General features: G+C 58.9%; 18 protein-coding genes. 4 read left to right on the top strand and 14 right to left on the bottom strand.

The window, feature by feature from the left end:
• Positions 1-84: 84 nt before the first annotated feature.
• From asnS to EKM95_RS03470, 6 genes are all read right to left on the bottom strand, one after another.
• Positions 85-1,383: an asparagine--tRNA ligase gene (asnS, locus tag EKM95_RS03495; RefSeq protein WP_125696455.1), complete on the bottom strand. Its 1,299-nt coding sequence runs from the start codon at positions 1,381-1,383 to the stop codon at positions 85-87.
• A 14-nt stretch (positions 1,384-1,397) separates the two neighbouring features.
• Positions 1,398-2,579 carry a pyridoxal phosphate-dependent aminotransferase gene (locus tag EKM95_RS03490; protein WP_125696454.1) on the bottom strand — a complete coding sequence of 394 codons (1,182 nt, stop codon included), beginning with the start codon at positions 2,577-2,579 and terminating at the stop codon, positions 1,398-1,400.
• A gap of 27 nt (positions 2,580-2,606) precedes the next feature.
• Positions 2,607-3,098, bottom strand: coding sequence for a cell wall elongation regulator TseB-like domain-containing protein (locus EKM95_RS03485; RefSeq protein ID WP_125696453.1), 492 nt, complete (start codon positions 3,096-3,098; stop codon positions 2,607-2,609).
• The gene (locus tag EKM95_RS03480; RefSeq protein ID WP_125696452.1) at positions 3,067-5,898 is read right to left on the bottom strand and encodes a helicase C-terminal domain-containing protein; all 2,832 of its coding nucleotides are present in this window, start codon (positions 5,896-5,898) and stop codon (positions 3,067-3,069) included. Before EKM95_RS03480 ends, EKM95_RS03485 begins: the two co-directional genes overlap by 32 nt.
• Before the next feature lie 494 nt (positions 5,899-6,392).
• Positions 6,393-10,325 carry a helicase-exonuclease AddAB subunit AddA gene (gene addA / locus EKM95_RS03475; protein ID WP_125696451.1) on the bottom strand — a complete coding sequence of 1,311 codons (3,933 nt, stop codon included), beginning with the start codon at positions 10,323-10,325 and terminating at the stop codon, positions 6,393-6,395.
• A complete protein-coding gene (locus EKM95_RS03470; RefSeq protein ID WP_125696450.1) occupies positions 10,315-14,118 on the bottom strand; it encodes a PD-(D/E)XK nuclease family protein in 3,804 nt (1,267 codons plus the stop codon). The genes addA and EKM95_RS03470 overlap by 11 nt, the downstream gene beginning before the upstream one ends.
• A 151-nt stretch (positions 14,119-14,269) precedes the next feature.
• On the opposite strand from EKM95_RS03470, the gene mvk reads away from it, so the two are divergent.
• Genes mvk through fni form a run of 3 tightly spaced genes read left to right on the top strand, consistent with a single transcriptional unit; the run spans position 14,270 to position 17,215 of the window.
• Positions 14,270-15,220, top strand: a complete 951-nt coding sequence (gene mvk, locus EKM95_RS03465; RefSeq protein ID WP_125696449.1) for a mevalonate kinase — start codon at positions 14,270-14,272, stop codon at positions 15,218-15,220.
• Entirely contained in the window at positions 15,217-16,197 is a 981-nt protein-coding gene (gene mvaD, locus EKM95_RS03460; RefSeq protein ID WP_125696448.1) for a diphosphomevalonate decarboxylase, read from the top strand. Before mvk ends, mvaD begins: the two co-directional genes overlap by 4 nt.
• Complete coding sequence (gene fni, locus EKM95_RS03455; protein ID WP_125696447.1) at positions 16,187-17,215, top strand: type 2 isopentenyl-diphosphate Delta-isomerase; 1,029 nt, start codon at positions 16,187-16,189, stop codon at positions 17,213-17,215. Before mvaD ends, fni begins: the two co-directional genes overlap by 11 nt.
• A 102-nt stretch (positions 17,216-17,317) precedes the next feature.
• On the opposite strand, the gene EKM95_RS03450 is transcribed toward fni, so the two are convergent.
• The 6 genes from EKM95_RS03450 to EKM95_RS03425 form a co-directional block, all read right to left on the bottom strand.
• Positions 17,318-18,652, bottom strand: coding sequence for an RsmF rRNA methyltransferase first C-terminal domain-containing protein (locus EKM95_RS03450; RefSeq protein ID WP_125696446.1), 1,335 nt, complete (start codon positions 18,650-18,652; stop codon positions 17,318-17,320).
• Positions 18,639-19,601: a hypothetical protein gene (locus EKM95_RS03445; RefSeq protein WP_125696445.1), complete on the bottom strand. Its 963-nt coding sequence runs from the start codon at positions 19,599-19,601 to the stop codon at positions 18,639-18,641. The genes EKM95_RS03450 and EKM95_RS03445 overlap by 14 nt, the downstream gene beginning before the upstream one ends.
• Positions 19,602-19,611: 10 nt before the next feature.
• Positions 19,612-20,346 carry an SAM-dependent methyltransferase gene (locus EKM95_RS03440; protein ID WP_125696444.1) on the bottom strand — a complete coding sequence of 245 codons (735 nt, stop codon included), beginning with the start codon at positions 20,344-20,346 and terminating at the stop codon, positions 19,612-19,614.
• Between the two features lie 46 nt (positions 20,347-20,392).
• Positions 20,393-20,749, bottom strand: a complete 357-nt coding sequence (locus tag EKM95_RS03435; protein WP_125696443.1) for a metal-sulfur cluster assembly factor — start codon at positions 20,747-20,749, stop codon at positions 20,393-20,395.
• Positions 20,750-20,767: 18 nt separating this feature from the next.
• Positions 20,768-20,953, bottom strand: coding sequence for a 2-hydroxymuconate tautomerase (locus EKM95_RS03430; RefSeq protein ID WP_125696442.1), 186 nt, complete (start codon positions 20,951-20,953; stop codon positions 20,768-20,770).
• Between the two features lie 184 nt (positions 20,954-21,137).
• Entirely contained in the window at positions 21,138-22,088 is a 951-nt protein-coding gene (locus EKM95_RS03425) for a YitT family protein (protein WP_125696441.1), read from the bottom strand.
• A gap of 192 nt (positions 22,089-22,280) precedes the next feature.
• Here EKM95_RS03425 and EKM95_RS03420 point away from each other — a divergent pair, with 192 nt between their 5' ends.
• Positions 22,281-23,693 carry a C69 family dipeptidase gene (locus EKM95_RS03420; RefSeq protein ID WP_125696440.1) on the top strand — a complete coding sequence of 471 codons (1,413 nt, stop codon included), beginning with the start codon at positions 22,281-22,283 and terminating at the stop codon, positions 23,691-23,693.
• 71 nt (positions 23,694-23,764) lie between these two features.
• Here EKM95_RS03420 and EKM95_RS03415 read toward each other — a convergent pair whose 3' ends face one another.
• Both EKM95_RS03415 and EKM95_RS03410 read right to left on the bottom strand, forming a co-directional pair.
• Positions 23,765-24,559: a Nif3-like dinuclear metal center hexameric protein gene (locus EKM95_RS03415; RefSeq protein ID WP_125696439.1), complete on the bottom strand. Its 795-nt coding sequence runs from the start codon at positions 24,557-24,559 to the stop codon at positions 23,765-23,767.
• Entirely contained in the window at positions 24,534-25,250 is a 717-nt protein-coding gene (locus EKM95_RS03410; protein ID WP_125696438.1) for a tRNA (adenine(22)-N(1))-methyltransferase, read from the bottom strand. Before EKM95_RS03410 ends, EKM95_RS03415 begins: the two co-directional genes overlap by 26 nt.
• Positions 25,251-25,562 lie beyond the last annotated feature (312 nt).

The following is a 25,562-nucleotide window of genomic DNA, read 5'->3' as shown; positions in this document are numbered from 1 at the left end:
AAAAAAGCTGAGCCTGCGCCCAGCTTTTGCTGTAGGAAGTGGGACAAAACACTTCGCCCCAGTCCCCTTTCGTGCGTGATGCGATCACGGCTTGAGGCGGTTGAGCATCCGCGGGAACGGAATCGCTTCGCGCAAATGATCGAGGTGGCAGATCCACGTGATCGCGCGCTCAAGGCCAAGGCCAAAACCGGTATGCGGCACACTGCCATACTTGCGCAGATCCAGATACCAGCCGTATTCATTCATATCCAGGCCCTTCGCTTCGATTGCTGCCTGAAGCTTGTCATAGTCCCATTCACGCTCGGACCCGCCGATGATCTCACCGTAGCCTTCTGGGGCCAGCATGTCGGCGCAGACATAAGTATCGTCGCGGCCTTCTTCTGGCAACATGTAAAACGGCTTGATGGCCTTTGGATAGTTCAGGACAAAGACCGGCTGCTCGAATTGATCGGACAGATAGGTCTCTTCCGGCGAGCCAAAATCATCGCCCCATTTGACGTCAAAATCCGCCGCCTGAAGCATTTCAATCGCCTTGTCATAGCGAATGCGCGGATATGGCAGCTGGGTGTATTTGCGCAACTGGTCGATATCGCGATCCAGCAGCGTCAGCTCATAGGCACAGTTGTCGATCACATTTTGGACCAGCGTGGCGATGTAGCGCTCTTGGACCTGCAGGCTCTCTTCCTGATGGGTGAAGGCCATTTCGGGCTCGATCATCCAAAATTCGGTCAGATGGCGGCGTGTTTTCGACTTCTCCGCGCGAAAGACTGGGCCAAATGTGAAGACCTTGCCATAAGCCATGGCGCCGGCTTCAGCATACAGCTGGCCGGATTGGCTCAGATACGCCTTTTCATCAAAATACTTGGTCTGGAACAACTCGGTGGTGCCTTCCGGAGCGGAGCCCGTCAGAATCGGGCTGTCCATCTTGATGAAGCCTTCCTGGTTGAAGAATTCATACGTCGTCCGGATCATTTCGTTGCGAATCTGCTGGATGGCAAACTGCCGGCTGGACCGCAACCAAAGATGACGATGATCGAGCAAAAATTCGATGCCGTGTTCCTTCGGGGTGATCGGGTAGTCGCCGGAATCGCCGACCACTTTCAGATCCTGTACTTCGATCTCATAACCGAAGTGGCTGCGCGTGTCCTCATGAATGGTCCCGGTGATGCTCAGGCTTGTTTCCTGGCGCAGCGTTTTGGCGGTCTCAAAGACTTCCTCGCTGACGGCACTTTTGACGACCACGCCTTGGAAATAGGCCGAGCCATCACGCAGCTGTAAAAATGCGATCTTGCCAGAAGACCGTTTGTCAGTCAGCCAGCCATTGATCTGGACGACCTCGTCAACATGGTCTTTTGCGTCTTTGATGCGAATGATTTCTGTCATTGGATCTGATCCCCTTACCTATATTTTTCAATAAATGCTTGCATGCGATCAAGCGCGGCCATGAGCGTCGCCTCGCTTGCCGCATAGCTGATGCGCAGGTGGTCCGGCATACCAAACGCGCGGCCCGGCACCACTGCCACCCCTGTTTTCGCCAACAGCGCCGCCGCAAAGTCATCCACCGTGGAAGATCCGGTCATCTGCGCCGCTTCGATAGCGCGCGGAAACAGGTAAAATGCACCTTGTGGTTTCTCCTCTAGGTGAAAGCCTGGCAGCTGACCGAGCCGTGGCCAGACAAGATCCAGCCGTTTTTCAAAGGCATCGCGCATTTGAAAAACGGTTCGATCATCGCCTGTATACGCGGCCAGCGCTGCATATTGGGCCACCGCCGTTGCGTTGCCGGTAGTGTGGCCGATGAAGGTCGCCATCGCCTGGATCAACGAGCGCGGCCCCGCCGCAAATCCAATGCGCCAGCCGGTCATCGCATAAGACTTCGAGACCCCCGAGATCAACACGGTATTGGCGAAAATGGCCGGTGTCAACTCAGTCAGTGAGGTGAACGCCACGCCGTGATAGATCAGGTCGCGGTAAATGTCATCCGCGATCAGCAGCACCCCATGGGCCACGGCCCAGTCGCCGATCGCCTCAAGCTCGGCCCGCGAATAAACGGCCCCGGTCGGATTTTGCGGCGAGTTGATGATCACTGCCTTGGTGGCCGGCCCGCGCTGGGCTTCCAGTTGCGCCGGCGTCACCTTGAACGTCGTCGTGCTCGGCACCAAAACCGGCCGCCCGCCTGCCAATTTGATCTGCTCGATGTAAGAGACCCAGGCTGGTATCGGCACCAGCACCTCGTCTCCCGGCTCAAGCAACACCGAAAACAGGCTGTAAAGCGCAAACTTAGCCCCGGTCGTCACGACGATCTGATCTGGGTCATACGTCGCCCCACCGCGCGCGGCAAGATGCGTCGCGATTGCCTTCTTCAAGGCCGGCAAGCCCGTTGCAGGCAAGTAAAAACTGGCCTGGTTTGCATCGATGGCCGCTTTTGCCGCCGCATCGATGAACGCCGGAGTGGCAAAATCCGGTTGGCCAATCGACAAGTCAGAAACGGTCTGCCCCTGGGCCTTCATGGCCTTGGTCTGCGCCGCAACAGCCAGTGTTGCGCTTGGCGTGATCGCCGCGATCTTTTTTGCTACCTGCACACGCATGCCTTCTTCACGCTCTGTTGACTACAGCCCGCGGATGGATTGCAATTGCTCGCCATCGCTGAAGGCATAGGTCACGTACCCCAGTTTACCAGACTTCAGCTGGTAGCCAACATCCCAAACAAATTTCTTTCCTCTTTTTGACAGCCCCACGTTGACGATCTTTTTCGGTGAAAAAGTCGCGGTGGCTTGTGCCTTGGCCTTCGCCGCCGAGATGCCGGTGTTGGTCGGCAAAACAGTGACCTTGCCAGTTTTTTGCCGAATGACGACATAGACCGCTTGGCCATCTTTTTGCTTGCCGCCGACCGTCAGATAGGACTCGCGCTGGCGGTCCCAGTAAAAGGCCGTGGGGTCGGCAACGCCTGCCTGCTTGGCGGCAATGGATTCCGCTTCGCTGCGGACTTGGCGTATCGGGGAAGTTGCGCGATAGAATATGGCGAAGATGATCGCGACGAAGACGATGATGCCCGCGATCCAGGCGGTTTTATGCCAGGTCGGACGACGTGCTTGACGCATGAGATGCCTCCTTTTTTGTCATGGGGCGATGTTCCAGCCAGGAGCGCGCATAGGCCCCGATCTGGGCGGTCGGTAATGTCAGCGGTCGCACCGCCGGCAGTGCCTTCAACATGCGTGCCCCATAGGCAGTCGACAACAACCGCGGATCCAACACGATGAAAACACCGCGATCCGTTTCCGTACGAATGAGCCGGCCAAAACTTTGGCGCAGCCTGAGTGTCGCGCGCGGCAGGCTGTCCGCCTCAAATGGCGAGCGGCCCGCTGCTTGAAGCTGCGCCCCACGCGCCTTGACCACCGGATCATCCGGCGCATCAAATGGCAAGTGGGTCAAGATCACGCGTTCCAGCCGACGATCCGGATAATCGATGCCTTCAAAGAAACTCGCCGCCCCCAGCAGCAAACTATTATCCGCGATGGCAAACCGCTTGGCAATCTTTTCCGCGGAGCCTGTGACGCCTTGGGCCAGCAGTTCCTTGCGCCTGGCAACTGGCTGATGTAACAGCCGGATGTACACGCTTTTGATCATCGCAAGCGACGTGAACAACACGATCGTCTGGTGGTCGTCATCCGCGAGCTGGCTGATGGCCTTGGCGTAATAATCCGCCAACTCATTTTGCACGGTCGGCTGGGGCTGCGGCGCATCATCGGCGACAAACAACTGTGCCTGCTGGTGATAATGAAACGGACTGCGGAAAACAAATTCCTGTGAGCCGTCAAGTTGCGAATAGCCGAGCTGGGCCGTCAAATACTGGAAATTGCGGTCGACGCGCAACGTCGCCCCCACAAAGACCGGCGCCCTGAAATGACTCAGCAGCGCTTGAATCTGATGCCCCGCGAAAAATAGGTCCCAGGTGATCTGCAGGCTGGACACATCACTGCGATTGAGCAAAGTCAGGCACACCACGCCGTCTTCTCCGGCCTGCATCGCCGCAGGATCCAGTTCATTGATCGCGCCAGCCTGCTCACTCAGCCGTTCCAGCAACCCATCCAGTACCTGAAACGCCGGCGCATCACCGACCAAAAACCGGTCTGGCTCGGCCTGAAACCCAGCCCCAAGCGCCGCGCCACCTGCGACGATGCCAGCAAGCTGATTTTTCAGTTTGCCCAGTGGTTGCTTAACGTGATCCAGCAACCAGGAGACTTGGTCCGGACGAAGCGGCACCTGAATGAAGCCGGGCGTTTGACTCCGCCCGAGGTCGAAATGGTGATACAAGGTTTGCTGAAGGTCTTCCACCAACTCGCTTGCCGCGCGAACTAGTGTCTGAAAACTGCTCAGCTGATACCGCATCAGCGCGTCATCGGCAAAGATCTGCGTCAGATCCCGCCGGGTGCCGCCATGATCGATCGTGGCCAACACGCTGCCCAGCAGTTGGTGCAACCGGCGCAGATCGATCTTCTGCGAAAAAGCCGCCGCCGTTTGATCGGCAAAATGTTGCGCCTCATCCACCACCAGATATGGCCGGCCGTGGCTGGCGAGCAGATCGCTGTGTCGCGCCAAATAAGCATGGTTGGTGACGATCACCTGCGCAGACGCCAGGGCGTGCTGGACCTGGCCGTAAAAATCAACACTGCGATACGGATCATTGGCCGGCAGCGGCTCGCCTGTCGAGCGCACCTGCGCAAACAGCGGGGCGCGATAATTTGTCAGATGCAGCTCATCCAGATCGCCGGTCGTGGTCTCAGTCAGCCAAACGATCAATTTCATTTGAAGTAGCCGCGTCAACCGATTGGGCTCGCGCACGGCAAGCGTCGCATCAAACTTCGCAAGGTCCAGATAATGGCGCGGACTTTTGAGCAACACAGCAGATACCGGATGCTGCAGCAGCTGGCCCAAAAGCGGAATTGTTTCGTTCACCAACTGCGCCTGCAGCACATTGGTGGATGTGGCGACGACGACCTGCTGCGCGGCATCCGTCAAAAACGCATACGGGAGCAGATAGCCCAGTGACTTGCCCAAGCCCGTGCCGGCTTCGATCATCAGCGGCTGGCGCGGGCCGCAAGCATTTTGATAGATGGCATCCATCATCTCCGCCTGCCCCTTGCGAAACCGCAATGTCGGCGTGAGCAACGCTTTTTTCGCGCGATCCGTCAACGGAAAATCGGTCGCAGAAACACCCGTCGCAACCGGCTGGGCAGACTGGCGCAAAATAAACGGGCCGACCTGGCGTTGATCATGAGCCAGCGGACGCAGCGGCTGCACCAAGCCAGCCAGAAAGTCGCCGGTGTCGCGCAGTAGATTTTTCCCCAGCTGCGCCAAATGCCGCTGGGTGACAGTCGGCAACGCCCGAAAGCGGTCGGCCAGCGCCAGCAATAATTTCGCCGTGCTGATTGCATCACTATCTGCGCGGTGCGGATTGTCATGGCGAATTGCAAGCACGGTGGTCAGGTCGCTGAGCCGAAAACTCGCCTGCGTTGGCAGGAGAATCTGCGCCAATTCAACGGTGTCGATGCCTGGCTGGATCAGCACGGGCTCCCCCACCTCGGCCAGAGAAGCGCTGAGGAATGGATAATCGAAATTAATGTTGTGTGCGACGATCACGGTGCCTTCGAGCAGGCCGCTGATCGTGCTGGCGACGTCATCAAAATACGGCGCCGCGGTCAGGTCTGCGGGCCGGATGCCGGTCAGTTGCTGAATCGCCTCGGGTACGGAACGCTCGGGGTTGATCAGCTGCGAGACAGTCTGGATGATCTTGCCGTGCTGCAGGAGCGCACAGCCAAATTGAATGATGCGGTCGCCGTCTTCGATCGACGTGCCAGTTGTTTCTAGATCGATCACCGCATAGATGGTGTCAGATCCCATTTTACTCACCAAAATTCCGTTGTAGTTGGTTCCAGTTTACTATGTATCCGCCCGTTGCGCCAATTTTGCTGGAAAATCAACGGTGCCTGGAGGTGTTGGCCCCCGGGTGGGCTCCGGCCGAAAATTGGCTGGCGACCGTAGTAGAGCGGACAAGCAACTTTGAGCCCGCAAAGTTCGCGGTCTCCAAGCTTGCTTTCGGCGTAAGCGGCTTTGCCGCCAACGCCGACGAGGGGGCTTGCTCTGGGCGTTAGACATTTATGCCTTACGCCCAGACATGCGAAGCGAGCCATTTTCGGCCGGAGCCCACCCTCACATCCTGCGTTGAGTTGTTCACAGTCGAATTGGCAGCACAGATACGGGACTGCATCAAAATGGTTCGTCACTACCCTCTGCCTTCACCACATCAGACGCCGCGTAAGCAAAAGAACCGCTTGCCTCCATTGTAGTTGATAAACTACGCTCGCGGCTTGCGGCTCTTTTGATTTAGCAATTATTTAGTGGGTGTCCAGGACGTCGTGGGCGTCGCCGTTTTGGTTTAGGAGAATCAGCCAGGCGTGCGCCACTTTGGGGCCGGTTGGGTGCATGGCGTTGAGGGCTTCGGCGTAGCTGTTCAGCTGACCGCGGTAGCGTGCCAGAATCGGGGCCACTGAGTCGCCGATGCGGTCCGTTTTGTAGTCGAACAGGGTCAGTGCGCCATTTTCCTCGAAATAGCCGTCGATGATGCCGTGCACCAATACGTCGGCCTGGTCGTCTTCGACTTGGCTGCCAGCGATGCGGCTGGCTGGCAGCAGCATGGAAAAGGCGGCTTCGCGTTCGACATGGGCGGCGGCTTGGAGCTGTTGGCCCAGGATGGTCTGGAAAAAGGCTGCCAGTTGGCCAACACGAATGCGCTGGGCGACCGGGGCGGTCAGGAGGCCGGCTTGAACCAGTTGCTGGATGAAGGCGCGAATCGCCTTTTCATCCACCGGCCCGTTCAGATCGATGCGCTGAAGGACCAAGTGCGTGGCGGTCCCGACATCTGTGGCGGAGACGTGGGGCTGGCCTTCCGCCGCCATGAACGCAGGCAGGTGAAAATCGTCCGCGGTCCACTGCTTGACGACCTGCGCGGTGGCCTCAGCCGGCGCACGATTTTCCAAAGTGAGGATGCCGCTGGCAGCCGCGGCTTCTTCCAGGTCCGGATCCTCGACTGCGCGCTTGATCTCCGTCACGCTGCGGAAGCCGGACGTGGTCGTCATCTGCGCAAACGGATAGCGGAAATTCAGCCAGTCCGTGAGCCCTGGCATCGGGGCTGCCTCATCGACGACCAGCTTTTCATCGGCGGTCGTGCCGGCTTGGCTTGGCTTTGGCACGACTTCTTCAATGGTGAAGCCAGCCGCTGGAAAATACGGGGTCAAAGCCGGCAGCGTTTTGGCGCCGTCCTCACTGTCCGCACAGCGCGCCAAGGCCGGGCCGATCCAATCCATGAAGTTTTTGGCGGTGCCGCGTTGCAGGCTTGGCAGCAAGCTCTCCTCACTGGCCTCTGCCGCAGCCCGCCATTTGGGCAACAATTTTTCCTTCTTGCCCATCGCGACGATGAACAGGCGCTGGCCCGCCCGCGTCAACGCGACGTAGAGCTTGCGCATTTCCTCAGCCAACAGCTGCTTGCGTTTGGCTTCGGCGGCCTGCGCATATTGCGGTGTCGTGAAGGTGATCTGGGTCGCGGGATCATTGAATTTCAACCCGACCGCATTTTTCGTCGCGATGATTGGCGCCGTGGTGTCGCGCATGTTGAAGCCGTGGTCGGCATCTAGCAAAAAGACGATCGGAAATTCCAGCCCTTTTGACCCATGAATGGTCATCAGGCGCACTGCGTCTTCACCGTCTGCTAAGCTGACCGGGGTGTCGAGGTCCTTGTCCTTTTTCTGCATCTGCTCGATGAACCGGACAAACGCGAACAAGCCCTTGAAGCCATTTGCTTCATAGGCGGCGGCGCGGCTGGCCAGTGCGCGGAGATTGACCTGGCGCTGATTACCGCCCGGCATACCCCCGACGTAATCGAGGAAGCCGGTCAGTGAATAAATGTGCCAGATCAGGTCGACCAGCGCATGTTCCCGCGCATAATCGCGAAGATCCGCGAGTAGCGCAAAGAACCGAGTCAACTTTTTGCCCAGCGGTGTCTCCTGCGTGGCCGGATCCGCTTGGAAAACAGCCAGCGCGTCGTAATAATACGGGCGCGCCTTGGCTGCCAAGCGAATCGTGGCCATTTCATCGGCCGACAGCGCGACAAGCGGCGAGCGCAACACCGCAGCCAGCGGGATGTCCTGTTTCGGGTTGTCGATGATGCGCAACAGCGACAGCATCACCATCAGCTCGGTGGTCTTAAAGTAGTTCTTCGCATCCGGAATCAAAATCGGCACCCCTGCCTTCGCAAATTCGCTTTGCAGGGTGATATTGTTGCCACGCGTCGAGGCCAAAATAGCGATGTCTTTGTAGTCGACCTCCCGATGTGGCCAATTCTGCGCCGTCAGCTCTGCGGCTGGGTCATCCACACGGTCATACAATTGATATTCCGGGTTGTGGACGATCGTCAGGATCTTTGCGATCACCGCCTGAGCCTGCGCCTGATCCTTGGCGATGGCCGCCGCATCTTCGGCGTTGTCGTCCGCCGCATCCGCATCGGCAGTCTCGGCGCTCGCGGCATCCTCGGAACCCGCAGCCGTCGAAGCGTTCGGGTCGTCTTCGGCCGAATCCTCCTGGGCGACCAACAGCAACGTGGCCTTCGCCTGGGCATCCCCTGCCAGATCGGTCGGCAGCGAGTCACTGCTCCCGAATTTCAGCTCAGCGTCCTGGTCGTAATCCAGCTCGCCGACTTCCTGATCCATGATCTGGGCAAACAGCATGTTGATGAAGGTCAGCACGTTATTTGTCGAGCGAAAATTGCTCGGCAGCAAGATCAGTTCATTGTCAGCAGGCTGATCCGCGGCAAGTTTGGGATACGACTGATACTTGGTCATAAACAGGCTCGGATCCGCCAACCGGAACCCATAAATGCTCTGCTTCACATCCCCGACCATGAAGCGATTGCCCGGCTTCTGGGCCGCCACCCGGCTGAGCAGCGCTTCCTGGAGGCCATTGGTGTCCTGATATTCGTCGATCATGACGAGGTCAAATTGCGCCTGGTAATTTTGCGCGACCGTGTCACTGACCGTTAAAATCTGCAGCGCATATTGCTCAATGTCGCCAAACCCGGCGAGATGCTGGCGCTCTTTTTCCTTGAGTAAGGCATCGGCGTACCACAACGCGACATCCGCCAGGGTGGTCATCAGCGCGGCGGCAGGCCCGGCCACGTAATCGCGGTCGGCCGGCGCCAATTGAAGCGGGCCATCCGTGATGGTCTTGAGTTCCGCCGCGATCGCGTCGCGTCGCGCTTTTTGCCCCGCGAGCAACGCTTTGCGGGTCTCATCCTTTTTCGTGCCATAGGGCCAAGTGGAAAAATACGTAGCGGCCGGATGCAGCGCGGTCCACACCGTCGCGTAATCCGGCTGATCCGGCAGCCCCGCGACCATCCCCGCAAAGCGCTGGATTCCTTCAACCGCGGCTTTCATCGTGTCGGTCGGCTTACGGTCCGCAAAAGCGTCTGCCAGTTCCGTGCGCAACACATTGAGCTTGGCGACCGCGCCGGTCAGGATCTCGTGAATCGCAGGCCACAGTTCATTTTGAAACTGCGCCGCGACTTTTTCCGGCTGATAGCCATCCGCGAGATGCGCCAGCCAGTTGGTCGGCTGCTGGGTGCTCATCGCAAACGTCAGAAGCTGATCAACGATGCCGCCCAGCCCATCGTGCCCCGCGTCGCCTTTGCTGTAAAAATTGGCCTCAAGATCCGCGAATGGATGCGCCGCAACGCCATCTGCCTCATAAAAATGGTCGCGAGTCTGTTCCCAAACACGCTGCTTGAGCATCGCCTCTTCCGTTTCGTCGCTGAGAATACGAAAACTCGGGTCCAGCCCGATCACATAATAGTAGCTTTGCACCACGCGCTGTGAAAAGGCGTCGATGGTCATGATCCAGCTGCTGGTCATTTTGTCGATTTGCGCCTGGATGTGGCTCTTTTGCGCCTCAGTCAGCGGCAGGCCGACCTGCGTCTCTGTTTCCGGCACGACCTTGCCAGCCCGAGCGGTTTCATCCGATGCCCGCAGCGTGGCCTTTAGCTCCTTTTCGATACGCGTGCGCATTTCCGCGGCAGCGGCCTTGGTGAACGTCACAATCAGCATACGGTCCAGCTCCGCCCCATCGATCAGCTGCCGCAAAATACGCTGCACAAGCACAAACGTTTTCCCACTGCCAGCCGATGCCGAGACGAGCACGTCATGACGGTGCTGCGGGTCTCCTGGTTTGAAGGTCCCATGCAAGATCGCGGGAATCTTTTCTGGTGAAATATTATTGGCCATCGTCTTCGCCGTCCTTTCCAGCGCTTTCTTGCTTCAGTAACTCGAGGATCTGCACCGTATTTTTCGCCGGCTGGGTGTTGTAATGGTCCGCCCCGGTCGCGGCATCAAAGCGCATGACCGCTTGATACGGGCTGCGCGCGATAAACCGGGCGCCGGAGCCATTGATGTCCAGCGGCGCCAGCGTGATGACGCCGTCCAGGATGTTGTCGGCGGCCTGGGTGATCAGCTTGCGATCGTGCTGGATCCAGCGGTCGAGCTCGCGTTGGGTGAAAAAGGTGTGAATCTTCGCCCCACGCGACCCATCCTTGACCGTGGCCCCCTTGATCGTCTTGTCTTGATTGAGCGAAAGCGGCACGACCAGCGAGGTACTGCCAGGCACGAGATCATCGGCAAAATTGCTGAGGTAACTAGCCAGCGCCTCGTCTTGATTCGCGATCTCATCTGGCAGGACCACAAACCCCTTCAACCGGTATTGCTTTTGCGTCTGCGGGGCCGCGGCCTCAAGCAATTGCGTCTGGCGCTGGGCCTGTTCGCTGAGCGGCGCAAGGTCCTTAAGATCCGCGTATTTGATCAGCGGCTGGTCGAACATCAGGTAAAAGGCGCCGCCGGGTCGGCTATCAGCCAGCGCTGGCAGTTTTCCCTTGGCGACTGCCGACTCGACAGCATCCAGATACGTCAACAGCTGCAGATTCAGCCCGTAATACGCTTCGTAAGGCGTGAAATCGTGGGTCGAACTCTTGTAATCCAGCACCAAATAACGGGCCGCCCCGGTGCCATCATCAAAAACTTTCGTGTCGAGTCGGTCGATTTTGCCGCGCACGGCGACGCGCCGGCCTTTTTCCGTGGTCAACGTGACCGGCGGCAGAAGCGGCTGCCGGCCTCGAGGGGCAAACAGAATCTCCGTGTTCCAATTGGTGAAGCCAGAGCTGGCCAGCTGGAATTGAATCACCTTAAATTCCCGCAGCAACATCTCGGCGATGTGCGCCTTTAAATAAGCCATGTGCCGGCTGTTCGTGAAGCCCTCATCGGTGAAAATACGATACACGGGAAAATCCTGAATGATCTGGGTGATCTGCACGGCGATCGCCTGTTTCAGCGCAGCGTCGTCCAGTGTCAGCAGCATTTTTTTATCCGCCAACGCCTTCATCACACCATCCATCACGGCATGATAAAAACTGCCATAATCCGCCGGCGTCAATTCAAACTCAGGCCGCTCCTGAAGCCGCAAGCCATACGTCAAAAAGTATTCATACGGATTGCTGTAAAACGACTGAAGTTGCGAGATCGAGGCGTTCAGTTCGGTGGAATAAAGGGCCCGCGCCGTTTCCGGACGGAGATTCTGGACCGCGTTTTGATACGCGATCGCCTCGCGCAGCTGCCCCGGCAATGACACAGGCAGCTCTGCCGTCTGACGCGCGCCAGCTTGGGCCAACCACGCGGCGATCGCATGGTAGGCCGTTTCCCATGCCTGTGGAATCGCATGTGGGGCCTGCCGTGCGATCACGACCCAGTCGCTGAGCAAACTCCGCGCGGTCCCCGCCGCCTCTGCGACGCCGGTGGCTGGCGTGAGCTCGCCCCAAACCGGCAGGCCCTTTTTCACATCGATGCCTTGGCTGGCCGCCAGCTGCAGTAGATATGGCGAGGCGTTGTTGGCCTCTTCCCCGTTGGTCGAGTAGGACATGATCAAGTTGCGGGTCGCCGCCATTTCCGCCACATAGTTGATGAACGGATCGCCAAGGGCTTTGCTGGCGCCGGTCTCGGGCAAAAAGACGGACTGGAGCTGGCTATTCTCCGCATCACTGGCCTGCAGCGCATCCAGTCCCTGCTGAAGGGCCTGACGATCGGCGGCGTTGAGCACCGCGGTGTCGCTTGGCACCTCGGGCATGGCCGCATCCGTGGCGCCGATCACGAACACCGTGTCAAATTTGGCGCGCCGGGCCATGGCGGTCTCAGAGATCGTCACCTGATCAAGCGTCGCCGGAATCTGGGTGAAACTGGCGCCACTGAAGCCGGCGTCAAGCAACGTCTGAAAACTGGCCAGCAGCGCCGTCGCCTTGCCAGAGGTGCCGACAGCCGCATCACCGGTCTCGCCAGGCGCGTCGCCTGCCGTCAGCGCCGCCACATCCGCTGAGGTCTGGGCGATTGCCGCATACGCATCCACGATGCCGGTGAAGGTCTGCCAGGCCTGCTGCCCCGCCGCAGCCGACGCTGGATCCAGGCGTTCCTCGGCCGCACCGGCCCATTCCGCCAGCCGCTCGGTGACGCCAACATCCACGAGCCAATTCATCAGTCCCTGAGCCAGCTGAAGCCCGGTCAACTCAGGCTGCTTCAACAAGTCTGCCAGCGGGGTGAGCACTGTGCGAAGATGCTGATGGATGGCCGCCAGCTGCGCCGTTTTTTCCGCCTCAGGGTCTGCCTGCTCCGCCGCCTCATCTTCGTCCTTCGGTGGGCGGTTGAAATAGCGCCAAGGCTTGTCGTCAAACCAGGCGCGCCGGCCGCTGATGCCCGTGCGCAGCAGGTGATTATCCGTGATGTCGACCGCCTCGCGATAGGCCGCCAGAGACAAGTCACCCGGGCGCACAAGCTCCGTCCGCAAAAAGCGCATCACATCTTGATACTGAAAGCCATTCAAAAAGAGGTCACACACACTGTCGATCAGTGCAACCAGGGGATGGTCTGTCATCGGGTGCTCACGGTCGGCAAAATAAGGAATCTGATAATCCTGCATGATTGGCGCAATGATATCGCGGTATGGGGCCAGCCGCCGCGCGATGATCAAAAAGTCCCGGTACCGCTTGCCGCCATGCACCGCCTGCTGAATCTTGCGCGCGACTGTCCGCAGTTCCTGATAGGCATCCGTTGCCTTGACCACCTGAATGTTGTCATGGGCCGGCTGGGTCGCCCGTTGCCCCGGTGCCTGCCAGAACTGATCCAGCTGCAGGATACCAGCGCTCAGATCATCGCGCAGTGGCGCAACAGTGGTGGCGACGCCCATTCCGTCTGGCAGCCCCGCGACTAGGCGCCGGCGCAGCGTCAGCGCCGGCCGAAACAGGCTCTGTTGGGCGGCCGTCAACTGGCCATCCGCCATTGTCAGCGCCACGGTCACCTTGGCCGCACGGGCGATCAGCGTCTGCACCAGTTGCAATTCGCTTGCCGCCAGCTCATTAAAGTGATCCAGGTAAAAATAGGTCTGCGACAGATCGCGCTTGCGCAGATCCGCGATCAATACATTCAAAAGCCCCGCATTGGTCGTGTAGGTCGCCGTTTGCTGTTCATAGGCGCGGAGCAGTAGCGCAAGGTCATGAATTTTCGCCTGATGCTGCGTGTCGACGCCGGCTTCGACTGCGGTGAGCACATCGGCGGTGATGCGGCCCATTTGCAGCTCACCCAATTGCTGGGCCAGCTGCGCGACAAAGCCGGGTTTGCTGATCTCACTTGGATAGACCTGCAGCGCCTGCTTGTGGCTGGCCAAAATGTCGGCCACGATCATCGTGTTTGCGGTGGCATCCAGCCGGGGCTGGCGATACGCCGGACTGTCCTTGAGAAAAAACCACGCCAGGCGCGAAAACGACAGCGTCTGCACTGCGTCGGAGGCAAAGACCCCGGTGTTGTTTCCGCGCAAGCGCTTTAGCAGCGCGATCTCCGCCTCATATTTCACATGATTGGGCACCAGGTAAAAAATCCGTGCATGGGGATGCGCCGCCAGTACGTTGGCCACGTCATCGGCGATCGCCCGTTCATGATCCGCCGCCGCGGTGCCAATGATCAATTGTAAGGCATTTGGTTCCGTCATTTTGCCACCCTCGTTTCGGCCTCGCTGCGGCCGCGTCGGTCGTCCATAAATTGCGCCGCAGTAGGTTGAGTTTGGTTTAAGTGTAGCATAACTTGCTAGAGTCTACGCGGCCTTTGGGGTATCATTTAAAGCGACAAATAAGGAGCAGCTGATGAGAAAAAGCCAAGGTATCTCGTATGCAAAAATCATATTGATCGGCGAACACGCGGTGGTCTATCAACAACCCGCGATCGCCCTGCCGATTCGCTCACTGACGGTCACCGCAACGCTGATCCCACGAACGGACGACCGCCAGCAGATCGCCTCGATCTTTTATCAAGGCAGTTTAGCCGACGCCGCGCAGACCCCATTTGCGGGTATCGCGACGCTGATCAGGCGCCTGTTGACCTTTTTTGAGGCGCCGGCGCAAGGGTTTGACCTGGCCATCAGCAGTATGCTCCCGCCCGAACGCGGGATGGGGTCGTCCGCAGCCACCGCCGTCGCCATTATCCGCGCCGTGTATCAGGCCTTCGATGCCCCGTTGCCCCACGACAGCCTGCTCAACTGGGCCAACGTCTCCGAGCGCATCATCCACGGCAATCCCAGCGGGCTGGACGCCGCCACGGCCAGCGCCACAGCCCCGCAATGGTTTGTGCGCGGCCAGGCGCCAACGCCGATCGATTTTCCTACAACAGGGAGCCTGGTGATCGCCGATACCGGCGTGCCCGGCCAAACCAAAACTGCCGTCGCCAGTGTCGCCGCCAAATTGACTCAGGACCCAGCGCACTATCAGCCACTGATCGAGGCGATTGGTCAGGCGACCAGCCAGGCGGCGCTTGCGCTTGCCCAGGATGACTTGCCGCTGCTTGGCCGGCAGCTGACAATCAGCCAAAACGCATTGCGTCAGCTCGGCGTCAGCTCTCCCGCCCTCAATCAACTGGTGGCGGCCGCCCTCAATGCCGGGGCGCTTGGGGCCAAGCTCACCGGCAGCGGACAAGGCGGCTGCATGATTGCCTTAACCAAAGCGCCTGCCCAAGCCGTCCACTTGCGCCGCGCCCTTGAAGCCGCCGGGGCAACCACCACCTGGCAATACGACCTTGTAGAAAGTGAGGATCCGTCATGACCCACGCCGTAACGGCTCGCGCCCACACCAATATCGCCTTGATCAAATACTGGGGCAAACGGGATGCGAAACTGATCTTGCCTTACACCAGCTCTGTCTCGTTGACCCTGGCTGACCTGTACACCGATACGACCGTCGAATTCGACCCGACCCTTGCTGCAGACACGTTTTCACTGAACGGCGAGGTGCGACCAGCCGGCAAGATCAGCGCGTTTTTGGATCTCGTCCGCGCCCAAAGCGGGACAACTGCTCATGCCCATGTCCGCTCACTCAACCACGTCCCGACCGCCGCCGGACTCGCCAGTTCCGCCTCGGCCTTTGCCGCCTTGGCCCTGGCCGCCAGCCGCGCAGCCGGCCTGGCCTTGACGCCGACGGACCTGTCGCGGTTGGCACGCCGGGGGTCTGGGTCTGCCTCTCGCTCGATTTTCGGCGGGCTGGCGATCTGGCACCGCGGCAGCGATGACACGACCTCTTTTGCCGAACCCCTGCCGGCGACCACGCTTCCGCTGAAAATGGTCGTGGTGCTGGTCGATCAGGGACGCAAGGCAATCAGCTCCCGCCAAATGATGACCGCGACCATCGCCACCAGCCCGTATTTTCCGGCCTGGGTCCAGCACAATGAAGCGGCTGCGGAAAAAATGGTCCGCGCCTTGGCCGCCAACGATTTTGCCCAAGTCGGCGCCTTGACCGAGGCCAGCAGCATGCAGATGCACGCCGCGATCATGGCCAGTGAGCCCTCCTTCACTTATTTTGAACCGGAGACCCTGGTCGCCTGGCAAAAGGTGCAAGCGCTGCGGGCAAGCGGCGTGCCGGCGTATGCGACGATGGATGCCGGCCCGAACGTCAAGATCTTGACCCTGGCGCCTTATGTCGACGCAGTGGTGACCGCGCTGGCCGATTCCTTTGCCGGCCGCCTGTTGACCACGGGGCCAGGGCCAGCTGCCCGCATTCTCAAGGAGGCAAGCGATGCAATCTGAACGCTCACACCGCAAGGACGAACATGTCTTTCTCGCGGAAAAAACTTTCCAGCAAACGGCGACGGCGGGGTTCGATCAGGTTCGCTTCTGCCATGATCCACTGCCGGAAACGGCGGTGGCAGAAGTCGATCTGAAGCCGGACCTGTTTGGCTGGCGCTGGCCATTTTTCATCAACGCGATGACCGGCGGCTCTGCACAGACTGGGCAGCTGAACGCGAAGCTCGGCCGCATCGCGCGCGCGACCGGCCTGGCGCTGGCCAGCGGCTCTCAAACCGTCGCATTAGCGGAACCAGCGCTGGCGCCCACCTTCTCGACCTTGCGCGAAAATGACCCAGACGGCTTTCTGCTGGCGAACATCGGCACCAGCCATGGGGTCGATGCCGGGGCGGCGGCGGTGGCGATGCTGCAGGCCAACGCGCTGGAAGTCCATCTCAATGCCGTGCAGGAAACGGTGATGCCCGAGGGCGAACGCGATTTTCACTGGGCGGCGCAACTTGCGGCAATTGTGGATGCCAGTTCCGTGCCCGTTATCGCCAAGGAAGTCGGCTTTGGCATGACCCGCGACGGCCTCGCGAAGCTGCAAGCGCTTGGTGTCCGGTATGTCGACATCGGCGGGCGCGGCGGGACCAATTTTGCCCAAGTTGAGAATCTGCGGCGGCCGGCTCGCGACTTCGCGTATCTGCAAGACTTCGGCCAGACCACCTGCGAATCGCTGCTTGAAGCCACGGCTGTTGACGGCCTCACCATCCTGGCAACCGGGGGCGTGCGGTCCCCGCTGGATATTCTCAAGGCGCTGCGGCTCGGCGCCAGTGCGGTCGGCATCGCCGGACAGGTCCTGCACTGGCTGGTCCAGGAAGGCGAAGCCGCCGCCATCGCTCATCTTCAGGCCTGGCAAGACCAACTCGCTCTGCTCATGGCGATGCTAGGGGCAAAAGACCTCTGCGCCTTGCGCCAGGTGCCGATCGTGCTTGGGCCGGACTTGACCCACTACGCCGAGGCGCGCGGGCTCACGATCTGATTCGAATTGACTGCAAATAAATAGGCGAGCCGGGACAAAAATGTCCTAGCCCGCCTTTTTGAATGGCGACAACTGGCGCGTCAGCCGACCGCCCATGCACACCTACACGCGCAGCCCTTTCGGATACGCATTTTTGATCACGTGATCGACCTGCTTGCCCAGCGCAAAACCCTTGCCTTGATGCGTCAAAAGCACCCAGCCACGGCCGCTTGTTGGCACCGTCAGGGTCTCCCCATGGCGATAGCGCGCGTAATCCGCCTCGGTGACCTCGATCACCTGATGAAAACTCGCGGGCGACAAGGCCGTCGCTAAACTGTGGCTCGGCTCGAAGCGATGGATCTTGAAGGTGCCCAGATGAAGTCCCGGGCGCACGACATGCAGCCCGGCCAATTGCGGCGTGGCTTCCGGCATCGCGAACAATTGATCGCGGCGAAGCACCAGCCGGCTTTGCGGCCAGGTCGCATCCGTCAACGCAGTGAGGCCGGCGCGCAAGTCCTGTTGCTGCGGGGCGGTCAACTTGCTGGCCGCCAGTCGCTTGCCAGATTGAGCCGGCGCGTCGCCGTCTTTGATGAACTTGGCGACAAAATGGCCTTCCCCTGCAAGGGCATGGGGCCACAGCCGCGCCGTTGCCAACACGGCTTCGTCACCGCCTGCAAAAGCCGCCCGACCATCTTGAATCCCGCCGACTTTTACGATGGGCTGGAGGGTCAGCGGCAAGGTCTGAGCCGCCCAAAATGCGAGCTGCTCATCCTCTTCCGGCGCAAAGGTGCAGGTGGAATAAACCAATGTCCCACCCGGGCGCAGCATTTTCACTGCCTCGGTCACGATTTCGCGCTGGCGGGTCGCGCACTGCGCCACCAGGTCCGGCGACCAATATTGCATGGCGTCGGGATCCTTGCGAAACATGCCTTCCCCGGAACAAGGCGCATCTACCAAAATCAGGTCAAAGCTCTCCGGCAGTTGCGCCGCCAATTCAGCTGGCGCGTTGTTTGTCACCACCGCATTTTGCACGCCGAAGCGCTCCAAATTGCTTGCCAGAATCTTGGCCCGGCCGGCATTGATCTCGTTTGCGACCAACAAGCCCGCTCCTTGAAGCTGACCGGCGAGCTGGGTGGTCTTGCCCCCAGGTGCCGCGCAGAGGTCCAGCACCCGCTGGCCGGGCGTGGCCGCACAGACGGCCGCCACGAATTGCGCGCTGGGTTCCTGGCTGTAAACATAGCCACTGACATGATCGATGCCATTGCCATCGACCTTCCCATATTCGCCGGTTGGGCTCCAGGGAATCGCCGGCCCATTTTCATTCATCGCAAGCGGCGGCCGCAATGGCGAGACCCGAAAGCCACTTTGCGCCGGTTGCGCGAAGCTGGCAAAAAAGGCGTCCGCCTCATTGCCAAGGAGCGCGCGGTATTTTTCCTCAAAGCCATCAGGAAATGTCATCAAACGTGCCTCCTTTGCGGTAGCGCAGCGACACGCCGGCCCGCACGATCAAGAGATAACCCAGCCACAGTCCGGCGGCGAAGATCACCAGGCGGACGCGGTTAGTCAAGTAGAGCCACCACCAGTCGATCGTCACGCCGATCACGGTGGCAAAAAGCGTGTGCGTCACCGTCTGCGTCCACAGCCCGCGGCGCAGTTGGGCGTGCAGCTGCCGGTCCATGCCCAACAGCGACGATGGCACCATGAGCCAGATCGTCAGGCCGGCAATGATCAAGGCCAGCACGCCAATGCCGGCACAGCGCAAAATGGTCGGCCCATTATCCGCCCACCAGCTATTGCCAGAAGTCAGCTGATACGAATACCCACGGTCGGAGGTGGCGGAAAAAATGGCCTGCAATTTTGACTTTGCCTTTGCCAGCCCACTACCATCCGCGATGATCGTCACCGCATTGAGTCGCGGGGCCGCCTCATCGGTCGCGCTGGCATTGAAAAACGTGACGTCATTGAGCGCATTATTGCCGTGGGTCCCAACTGTGCCGATTACCGGAATAAAACGCCCGGCCTGCTTGAGGTATTGCTGATTATTGCCCTGCACCAGCGTTGCGGTCTGATTTTGGCCGACCACCGCGACCGGCAGCGCCGAGGTCAGATCCGCCTGGGTGAACCACTGGCCATCTTGAAGTGGCAGATTGCTGGTATTGCCCCAGACGTAGATACGCTTGCCATCTTGAAACTGAACCTGCACATTTTGCACATCGCTTTGCGTCAATTTTTCCGCGACGGCTTGAAGCGTTTCGGCTGAATCCGTCTTGAAGACCTGGCCGTCCTCGCTCAAGCCAAAATGGGCCAGGCGATCCGCATATTCATTTTGATCATGCCAAGACCATGTCCAGCCGGCAAGAACGATCATCACGACCCACAAGAGATCGATCACGAAAAAGCGTTTCATAGGCCCTCCTTCAGCGCATCAAATAGAGTCGTTCATTCACCGCATCAAAGCGGCCCAGCGCCCGGTTCAGCGCCAGCAGCCGTTTATCCGGCACAAATTTCGCCAGTTGCCAAAACAGCCGGCTGTCGGTAGCCCCAAAGCGCTCACCGATCACAAAGAACTTCAGGTGGGGAAAATAGGTCCGCAACACCTGCAGCACATGCACGTCATTGGGATCACGATCGGGGCTCCAGGCCATCACCACCGCATCGACTTGATCACCGTACCGATGCAACGCCGCCGCAGCCGGCAACGCCTCAACAGGCAAAAGCGGCGTCCGGCCCGTCTCACTTGCCTGTTTCCAGGCAAACGAGTCCGTGGCAATCACCCGATTGCCCTGCGCCGCCAGCCCCGCCGACACATAGCCGTTGCCCGCGGCCAATTCCAGATACCGAAGCGGGCCAAACAACGCCTGCCATTGCGCGAACATATCCTCATGCACAAACGCCCACATGCCAAACTCAAACGCGCAGGCTCGGCGAAAATTTCGAAGCAAATGATCCACCGCGACCAACTGGCTATAATCATCCGGGTGATCCTCAAGCAAGTCGGCAAACAGATCCGGCGTCAGGCCAAGTGGTGGCAACGCGTTTTTGGGCAGGCCCGGTTCGGCCAGCGCGTCACGCACCGCGGCCATCGCCGCCAGTTGCGGCTTCAGAGCTGGATAGGGCGCGGCTAACGCTGTTAATTTTTCCCAGTAAGTCATTCGCCGCCCCCTTTCAAATAAAAAGACCGCCCACTTGCGGCGGTCTTTAATGAATACCCAGCGCCATCTTCGCGTATCGGCTCAACCGCTCCGGCCCCCACTGCGGGTACCAGACCAAATGGATGTCGACACTCTTGATGCCGGGCACCGCCATCAACGCACGGTGAATCTCATCATCCAGCACATCGGTCAGCGGGCAGCCCATCGTGGTGAGCGTCATTTCAACGTCGCAGTGGCCATTTTCGTCCAAGTCAACGCCGTAGATCAGCCCCAGATTGATGAGGTCGATACCCAGCTCAGGATCGATCACGGTCTCCAGCGCCTTGACCAACTTATTGCGCATTTGGTCAAAATAGGCCTGCTCTTCCGGGCTGCTGGCTGGTTGTTCGACTTTGTCTGCCATGGGCGCGCCTCCTTGCAATCATTCGTCGGCTTTGAGGACCCCGCCGACTGCGTAATGCTCTTTTGCCATTTCGTTCAAGACGATGTGGATATGTTCTTTGGGCGCGCCAGTGTTTTTGGCGATCGCCTCGGTGACGTCGAGGCACATTTGCCGCAGCTGGTCGCGGCTGCGCCCTTCGATCAAATCAATATGGACCAGTGGCATTGCTGTCCCCTCCTTCAATCTTCAATCAACTGCCTTGATTATACTAGAAAAGCCGGGGCAAGAAAAGGCACGCCTAGCTCTATAGAAAAGGCAAACTGGATCACGCAGGGGTGCTGCCGGGTGGGCTCCGGCCAGTTTCTGGCCGGAGCCCACCCGGACGTTTACTCAACAAAAGAATTGTATGTCACTCGTGCGGTAGCTGGCCCGCGTCGTGCTGTTCTTTGTTGAAGGATGGCTTCAGACCTAACGCGCGCTTGGTGGTCTGCTGGTCGGACGTCAGGAACTCGCCTGCGACGTCGACCGTGTTGAGAATGTCGATGAACGCGCCCTTGTCCACGCCGAGCGTGGCCTGCGTCAGGTCGTAGAGCTCATAGCGCGTGATCACGATCATCAGCGTCGTGTTTGGCTTGCCCAAAAAGCCGCCGCGACTCGGCAATGCGGTGATGCCGCGCACCATTTTCTCCGTGATTGCGGCAATGACGCCGTCCGGATCGGTAGTGACGATCATTGCGGTGACCTTCTGATTAGAGGTGTGAATCGTGTCGACCACGCGCGTCATGCAGTAGATCGAAATGATCGTGTACAGCGCGCTTTCCCAGCCGATGCCAAAACCGGCGACCATGATGATGCCAAAATTGATGACGAACATCAAGACGCCAACGGTTCGCCGCGTGTGCTTGGAGAGATACATGGAGAGGATGTCCATGCCGCCGGTGGAAAAGCCGTAACGCAGCGCGATGCCGACGCCGGCGCCGGTGAGGACCCCGCCGAAGATCGCATTCATCAAGGGATTGGTCGACAGTGCATGAACCGGCAGGATGATCGCCAGTGCCGAGATCAGCACGCTATTTAAAAAACTGAAGGCGGTAAAAGTTTTGCCCAGCGTTTTCCAGCCCAAGATCGCCAGCGGGATGTTCAACAGTAAATTGAACCAGCCGGTGAGGTCTGTGTGCGCAATGCCTTGGCTTTGCAAAAATAGGGAGAGCAACTGGGCGATCCCAGTGGCACCGGATTGAAAGACCTTTGCCGGCGTCAAAAAGAAATTCAGCGCGATCGCCGTGATCAAGCCGCTGGCCGCCGCGACCCCGATCTTCTCTAATGTGTCGTGATAATGATAGCCTGTGATTTTTGCCATGTTCGTCACCGTTGTTTATAAAATGTAGACAGCCGTTTGCGCGCCAAATAGCGCCCGCACGCGTCATCTTTTCCAGAATACACGCCCTTGCAGGAAATGCCACCCTTCCCGGTAAATATTTTGTATAATAGGAGATAATTCCGCAGACGATAGCAATGTGTTCATCGTGCGTAAACAAATGGAGGCAGTCACATGCAGACTCGCACATCATGTACCAGTATTTTGATCGGCAAAGAAGCCAGCGCAGACGGCAGCGTTATGATCGGCCGCAATGAGGATTCACGCGCGGCCTGGCCAAAACACGTGGTGGTCCATCCCGCCACGGATGCGGCAGACGCCCCACTCTTCAAGTCAAAGGCAAACGGGTTTTCCCTGACCCTGCCGGCGCATGCACTCAAATACACCGCCACCCCCGAATGGACCGATCAATACGGGCTCTTCGAAGAGGCCGGGATCAATGCGGCCGGCGTCAGCATGAGTGCCACCGAAAGTGCGTACGCCAACGCACGGGTGCTGGGATATGACCCGTTTGTCGACGACGGCATCATCGAAGAAGCGATGGTGACGGTGGTTTTGCCATTCATCCATTCAGCCAAGGAAGGCGTTGAGCGGCTGGGGAAAATTGTGACCGAGCACGGCACCGGTGAAGCCAACGGGATTCTGTTTGCGGATCACGACGAGGCCTGGTACATGGAAGTTGCGACGGGGCATCGCTGGGTCGCCCAGCGCATTCCGGACGATTGCTATGCGGTTGTCGCCAACCAGCTCGCCATTCAAAAGGTGCGGCCGGATAGCCCAGACTTTTTGTTCTCGCCAGATCTGTTCGACTTTGCGGCCGAGCACCATTTTTGGACGCCTGGAACCAGTTTCAATTTTCGCCAGATTTTTGGCACCGACAGCAACTTCGATCGCATCTACAACACGCCTCGGGTCTGGGATGGCCAGCGCCGCCTGACGCCGAGCCGCACCAGCACCCCGCTGGATTCCGATCTGCCGTTTGCACTTCAGCCGGACCGGCCCCTGTTTGTCGAGGATGCGTTCGCCGTGCTTGCGAGTCACTTCAATGAAACGGAATTCGATCCGGCCGACCGCCACTCCGCGCAGGCCCACCGCTTCCGCCCAATCAGCTTGGCGCGCACGCAGGAGAGCCACGTGCTTCAGATGCGGCAGAATCTGCCGTTTGAGATCGCGGATCTACACTGGGTCGCAATGGGCGTTTCCGCGCAGAGCCAATTTGTGCCATTTTTCGCCGGCACCACGACCACGCCGGCCGACTACCAGCGCGGCGGCCTCCCTGCGACCATGGATTCGGCGTATTGGCAATACAAATTGGCGAGCGTCTTGCTTGACGCCCACTTTGGCCTTTTTGCCCATGACCTCGAAAATGTGCAGATGAGCACCCAGGCAAAACTGCGCGCAAATATTGACAAGACCGACGTCGCCAGTCGCGGCGTGGATAAAGCGGCGCTGGCGGACCTCGCCACAAAGGCCACGGCCGAAAATGCCGAGATCGCGAAAACGGCTTGGCAAGCGTTCACCATGGAACTGGTCCAAAAAGAGACCGACATGAGTCCCCTGAACTTCAAGACGGACGACGCGCTTTAGTTTTTTCCCAGACAATATAAAATACGCCGACTCGCATGAAAAAACGCGAGTCGGCGTATTTTTTTCTCACCTCACATGAATGTGAACGGATCGGTGTTCAGTTGCGAGGCGAGCACATGTAGCGGCCAATCTTCGGCCTGCGCCCATGTGATGAACAGCGCGCGCACATTATCCTTCATAATCGATTCAATGTGGTGCCCCGGATCGATCACCGGCATGTCCGCCGCCAACATGTCGTGGCCGGTGTGATAATACACGTCCCCGGTCACGTAAACATCGGCCCCAGCCAGTTTGGCGTCGCGGAAAAATTTGCCACCGTCGCCGCCCAGCACCGCCACTTTTTGAACGGGCCGATCGAGGTCACGGGCGATCACGCGCAGGCCGCGCACGGCAAAGGTGTCTTTCACCTGCTGGACAAAATCCGCGAGCGAAACCGGCGCTGGCAGTGTCCCGATGCGGCCCATGTTCGCCTCTTCGCCGCTTTCGATGAACGGCTGCACCTCATCGAGGCCTAGCGCCGCGCTCAACCAGTCGTTCATCCCGCCGGAAACGCGATCGAGGTTCGTGTGCGCCGCGTAGACCAAAATATCATGTTTCATGAGGTCGCCATACATGCGATTTTGTGGGTCATCATAATTTAAGTTATGTGCCGGTCGAAAAACCGCGGGATGATGCGCGAAGATCATGTCCGCGTTGACCCTGATCGCCTCTTCGACCACTTCCGGCCGCACATCCAGCGTCACCAGCATCGTGTGCACCTGGCGCGTCGCATCCCCGATCTGAATGCCGATTGGATCGCCCGGCACTGCTAACGACTGGGGCGCGAATCGTTCAAATCGATCAATGAGAGTCTTGCCCGTCACCATCTGCCAACACCTCCTTGATGATCGCGAGATCCGCCTGTTCTTCCTGCAACTTGGCCGTGTCAGGCGTTGCAGCTTCCTGAAGCGCCTGAATCACCAGCATCGTCTTTTGCCGCGCCAGTTCGGTCTCTTTGAGGAAAAGACTGCTTCGGTCGCGTCGCAATACCGGTCCAAGCAGGAGATCTGCGCGTGAATACGGCACTTCCGGTTTCGTTTGTCCGGCGACGATCACCGGATACACATGACCGGCGTCCTCTACCAATTTTTCATCCAAAATACCGAACTCGTTAGCCGCCAGATATTGCCGCAATAAGAGCACATCGCGATTTGGCGCGAGCAACAATGTTTCGGTGCCATCCAAATGATTTTTTCCTTCCGTCAAAAGACGTGAGATCAGGAGGCCACCCATCCCGGCGATCACCACCGTGTCGATCGCGTCGTCTGCGGTGATGCCGGTCAGCCCATCCGCCAACCGCACATCGATCTTTGCGGTCAAGCCGGCCTCGCGAACATTCTCTTCGGCGATCGTGACTGGGCCTTCACCGACATCGCTGGCAATCGCGAAATCGATCCGCCCCGCCTGCGCCAACGCGATGGGAATGTACGCGTGGTCCGTGCCAATATCGGCGATGCGCTGTCCGTCGACGAGATCGGCAATTGCTTGAAGCCGTTTAGATAAATGTACGTTGCTCATAGTTGCTCCTTCGTGGTCGTTTGGCTTTATTATAGCAAAAATCGGCAGCGCACCACCGCAATTGCACAGAAAAATGTCACAGTGAGCGGTCTGTAAACGTAGATAGGACAAGGCTTTCGACGACTTAGACGCTAAATTTTTCGATTTTTCCTTCTATATTAAAAAGGCAACGGTGGCCCGCTCCGGACGCTCATGGAAGGTCGTGTCACGCCGTCACATTATTCTTGATTCTCGGGGGCGTGCGGACAAAAAGTTGGACTTCAGGTATGATATTAAATGTACTCACTAAAAGAGAAGCAGAGGGCCGTCGAG

The sequence above is a fragment of the Lacticaseibacillus yichunensis genome (assembly GCF_003946405.1).
In the GTDB taxonomy this organism is placed as follows: Bacteria; Bacillota; Bacilli; order Lactobacillales; family Lactobacillaceae; genus Lacticaseibacillus; species Lacticaseibacillus yichunensis.
This window is presented reverse-complemented; position numbering and strand designations above follow the sequence as displayed.

Bases quoted from the DNA above. Each gene is read 5' to 3' on its own strand.
- asnS (WP_125696455.1), bottom strand. From the start codon at position 1,383: ATGACAGAAATCATTCGCATCAAAGACGCAAAAGACCATGTTGACGAG.
- EKM95_RS03485 (WP_125696453.1), bottom strand. From the start codon at position 3,098: ATGCGTCAAGCACGTCGTCCGACCTGGCATAAAACCGCCTGGATCGCG.
- EKM95_RS03480 (WP_125696452.1), bottom strand. From the start codon at position 5,898: ATGGGATCTGACACCATCTATGCGGTGATCGATCTAGAAACAACTGGC.
- addA (WP_125696451.1), bottom strand. From the start codon at position 10,325: ATGGCCAATAATATTTCACCAGAAAAGATTCCCGCGATCTTGCATGGG.
- EKM95_RS03470 (WP_125696450.1), bottom strand. From the start codon at position 14,118: ATGACGGAACCAAATGCCTTACAATTGATCATTGGCACCGCGGCGGCG.
- mvk (WP_125696449.1), top strand. From the start codon at position 14,270: ATGAGAAAAAGCCAAGGTATCTCGTATGCAAAAATCATATTGATCGGC.
- mvaD (WP_125696448.1), top strand. From the start codon at position 15,217: ATGACCCACGCCGTAACGGCTCGCGCCCACACCAATATCGCCTTGATC.
- fni (WP_125696447.1), top strand. From the start codon at position 16,187: ATGCAATCTGAACGCTCACACCGCAAGGACGAACATGTCTTTCTCGCG.
- EKM95_RS03450 (WP_125696446.1), bottom strand. From the start codon at position 18,652: ATGACATTTCCTGATGGCTTTGAGGAAAAATACCGCGCGCTCCTTGGC.
- EKM95_RS03445 (WP_125696445.1), bottom strand. From the start codon at position 19,601: ATGAAACGCTTTTTCGTGATCGATCTCTTGTGGGTCGTGATGATCGTT.
- EKM95_RS03440 (WP_125696444.1), bottom strand. From the start codon at position 20,346: ATGACTTACTGGGAAAAATTAACAGCGTTAGCCGCGCCCTATCCAGCT.
- EKM95_RS03435 (WP_125696443.1), bottom strand. From the start codon at position 20,749: ATGGCAGACAAAGTCGAACAACCAGCCAGCAGCCCGGAAGAGCAGGCC.
- EKM95_RS03430 (WP_125696442.1), bottom strand. From the start codon at position 20,953: ATGCCACTGGTCCATATTGATTTGATCGAAGGGCGCAGCCGCGACCAG.
- EKM95_RS03425 (WP_125696441.1), bottom strand. From the start codon at position 22,088: ATGGCAAAAATCACAGGCTATCATTATCACGACACATTAGAGAAGATC.
- EKM95_RS03420 (WP_125696440.1), top strand. From the start codon at position 22,281: ATGCAGACTCGCACATCATGTACCAGTATTTTGATCGGCAAAGAAGCC.
- EKM95_RS03415 (WP_125696439.1), bottom strand. From the start codon at position 24,559: ATGGTGACGGGCAAGACTCTCATTGATCGATTTGAACGATTCGCGCCC.
- EKM95_RS03410 (WP_125696438.1), bottom strand. From the start codon at position 25,250: ATGAGCAACGTACATTTATCTAAACGGCTTCAAGCAATTGCCGATCTC.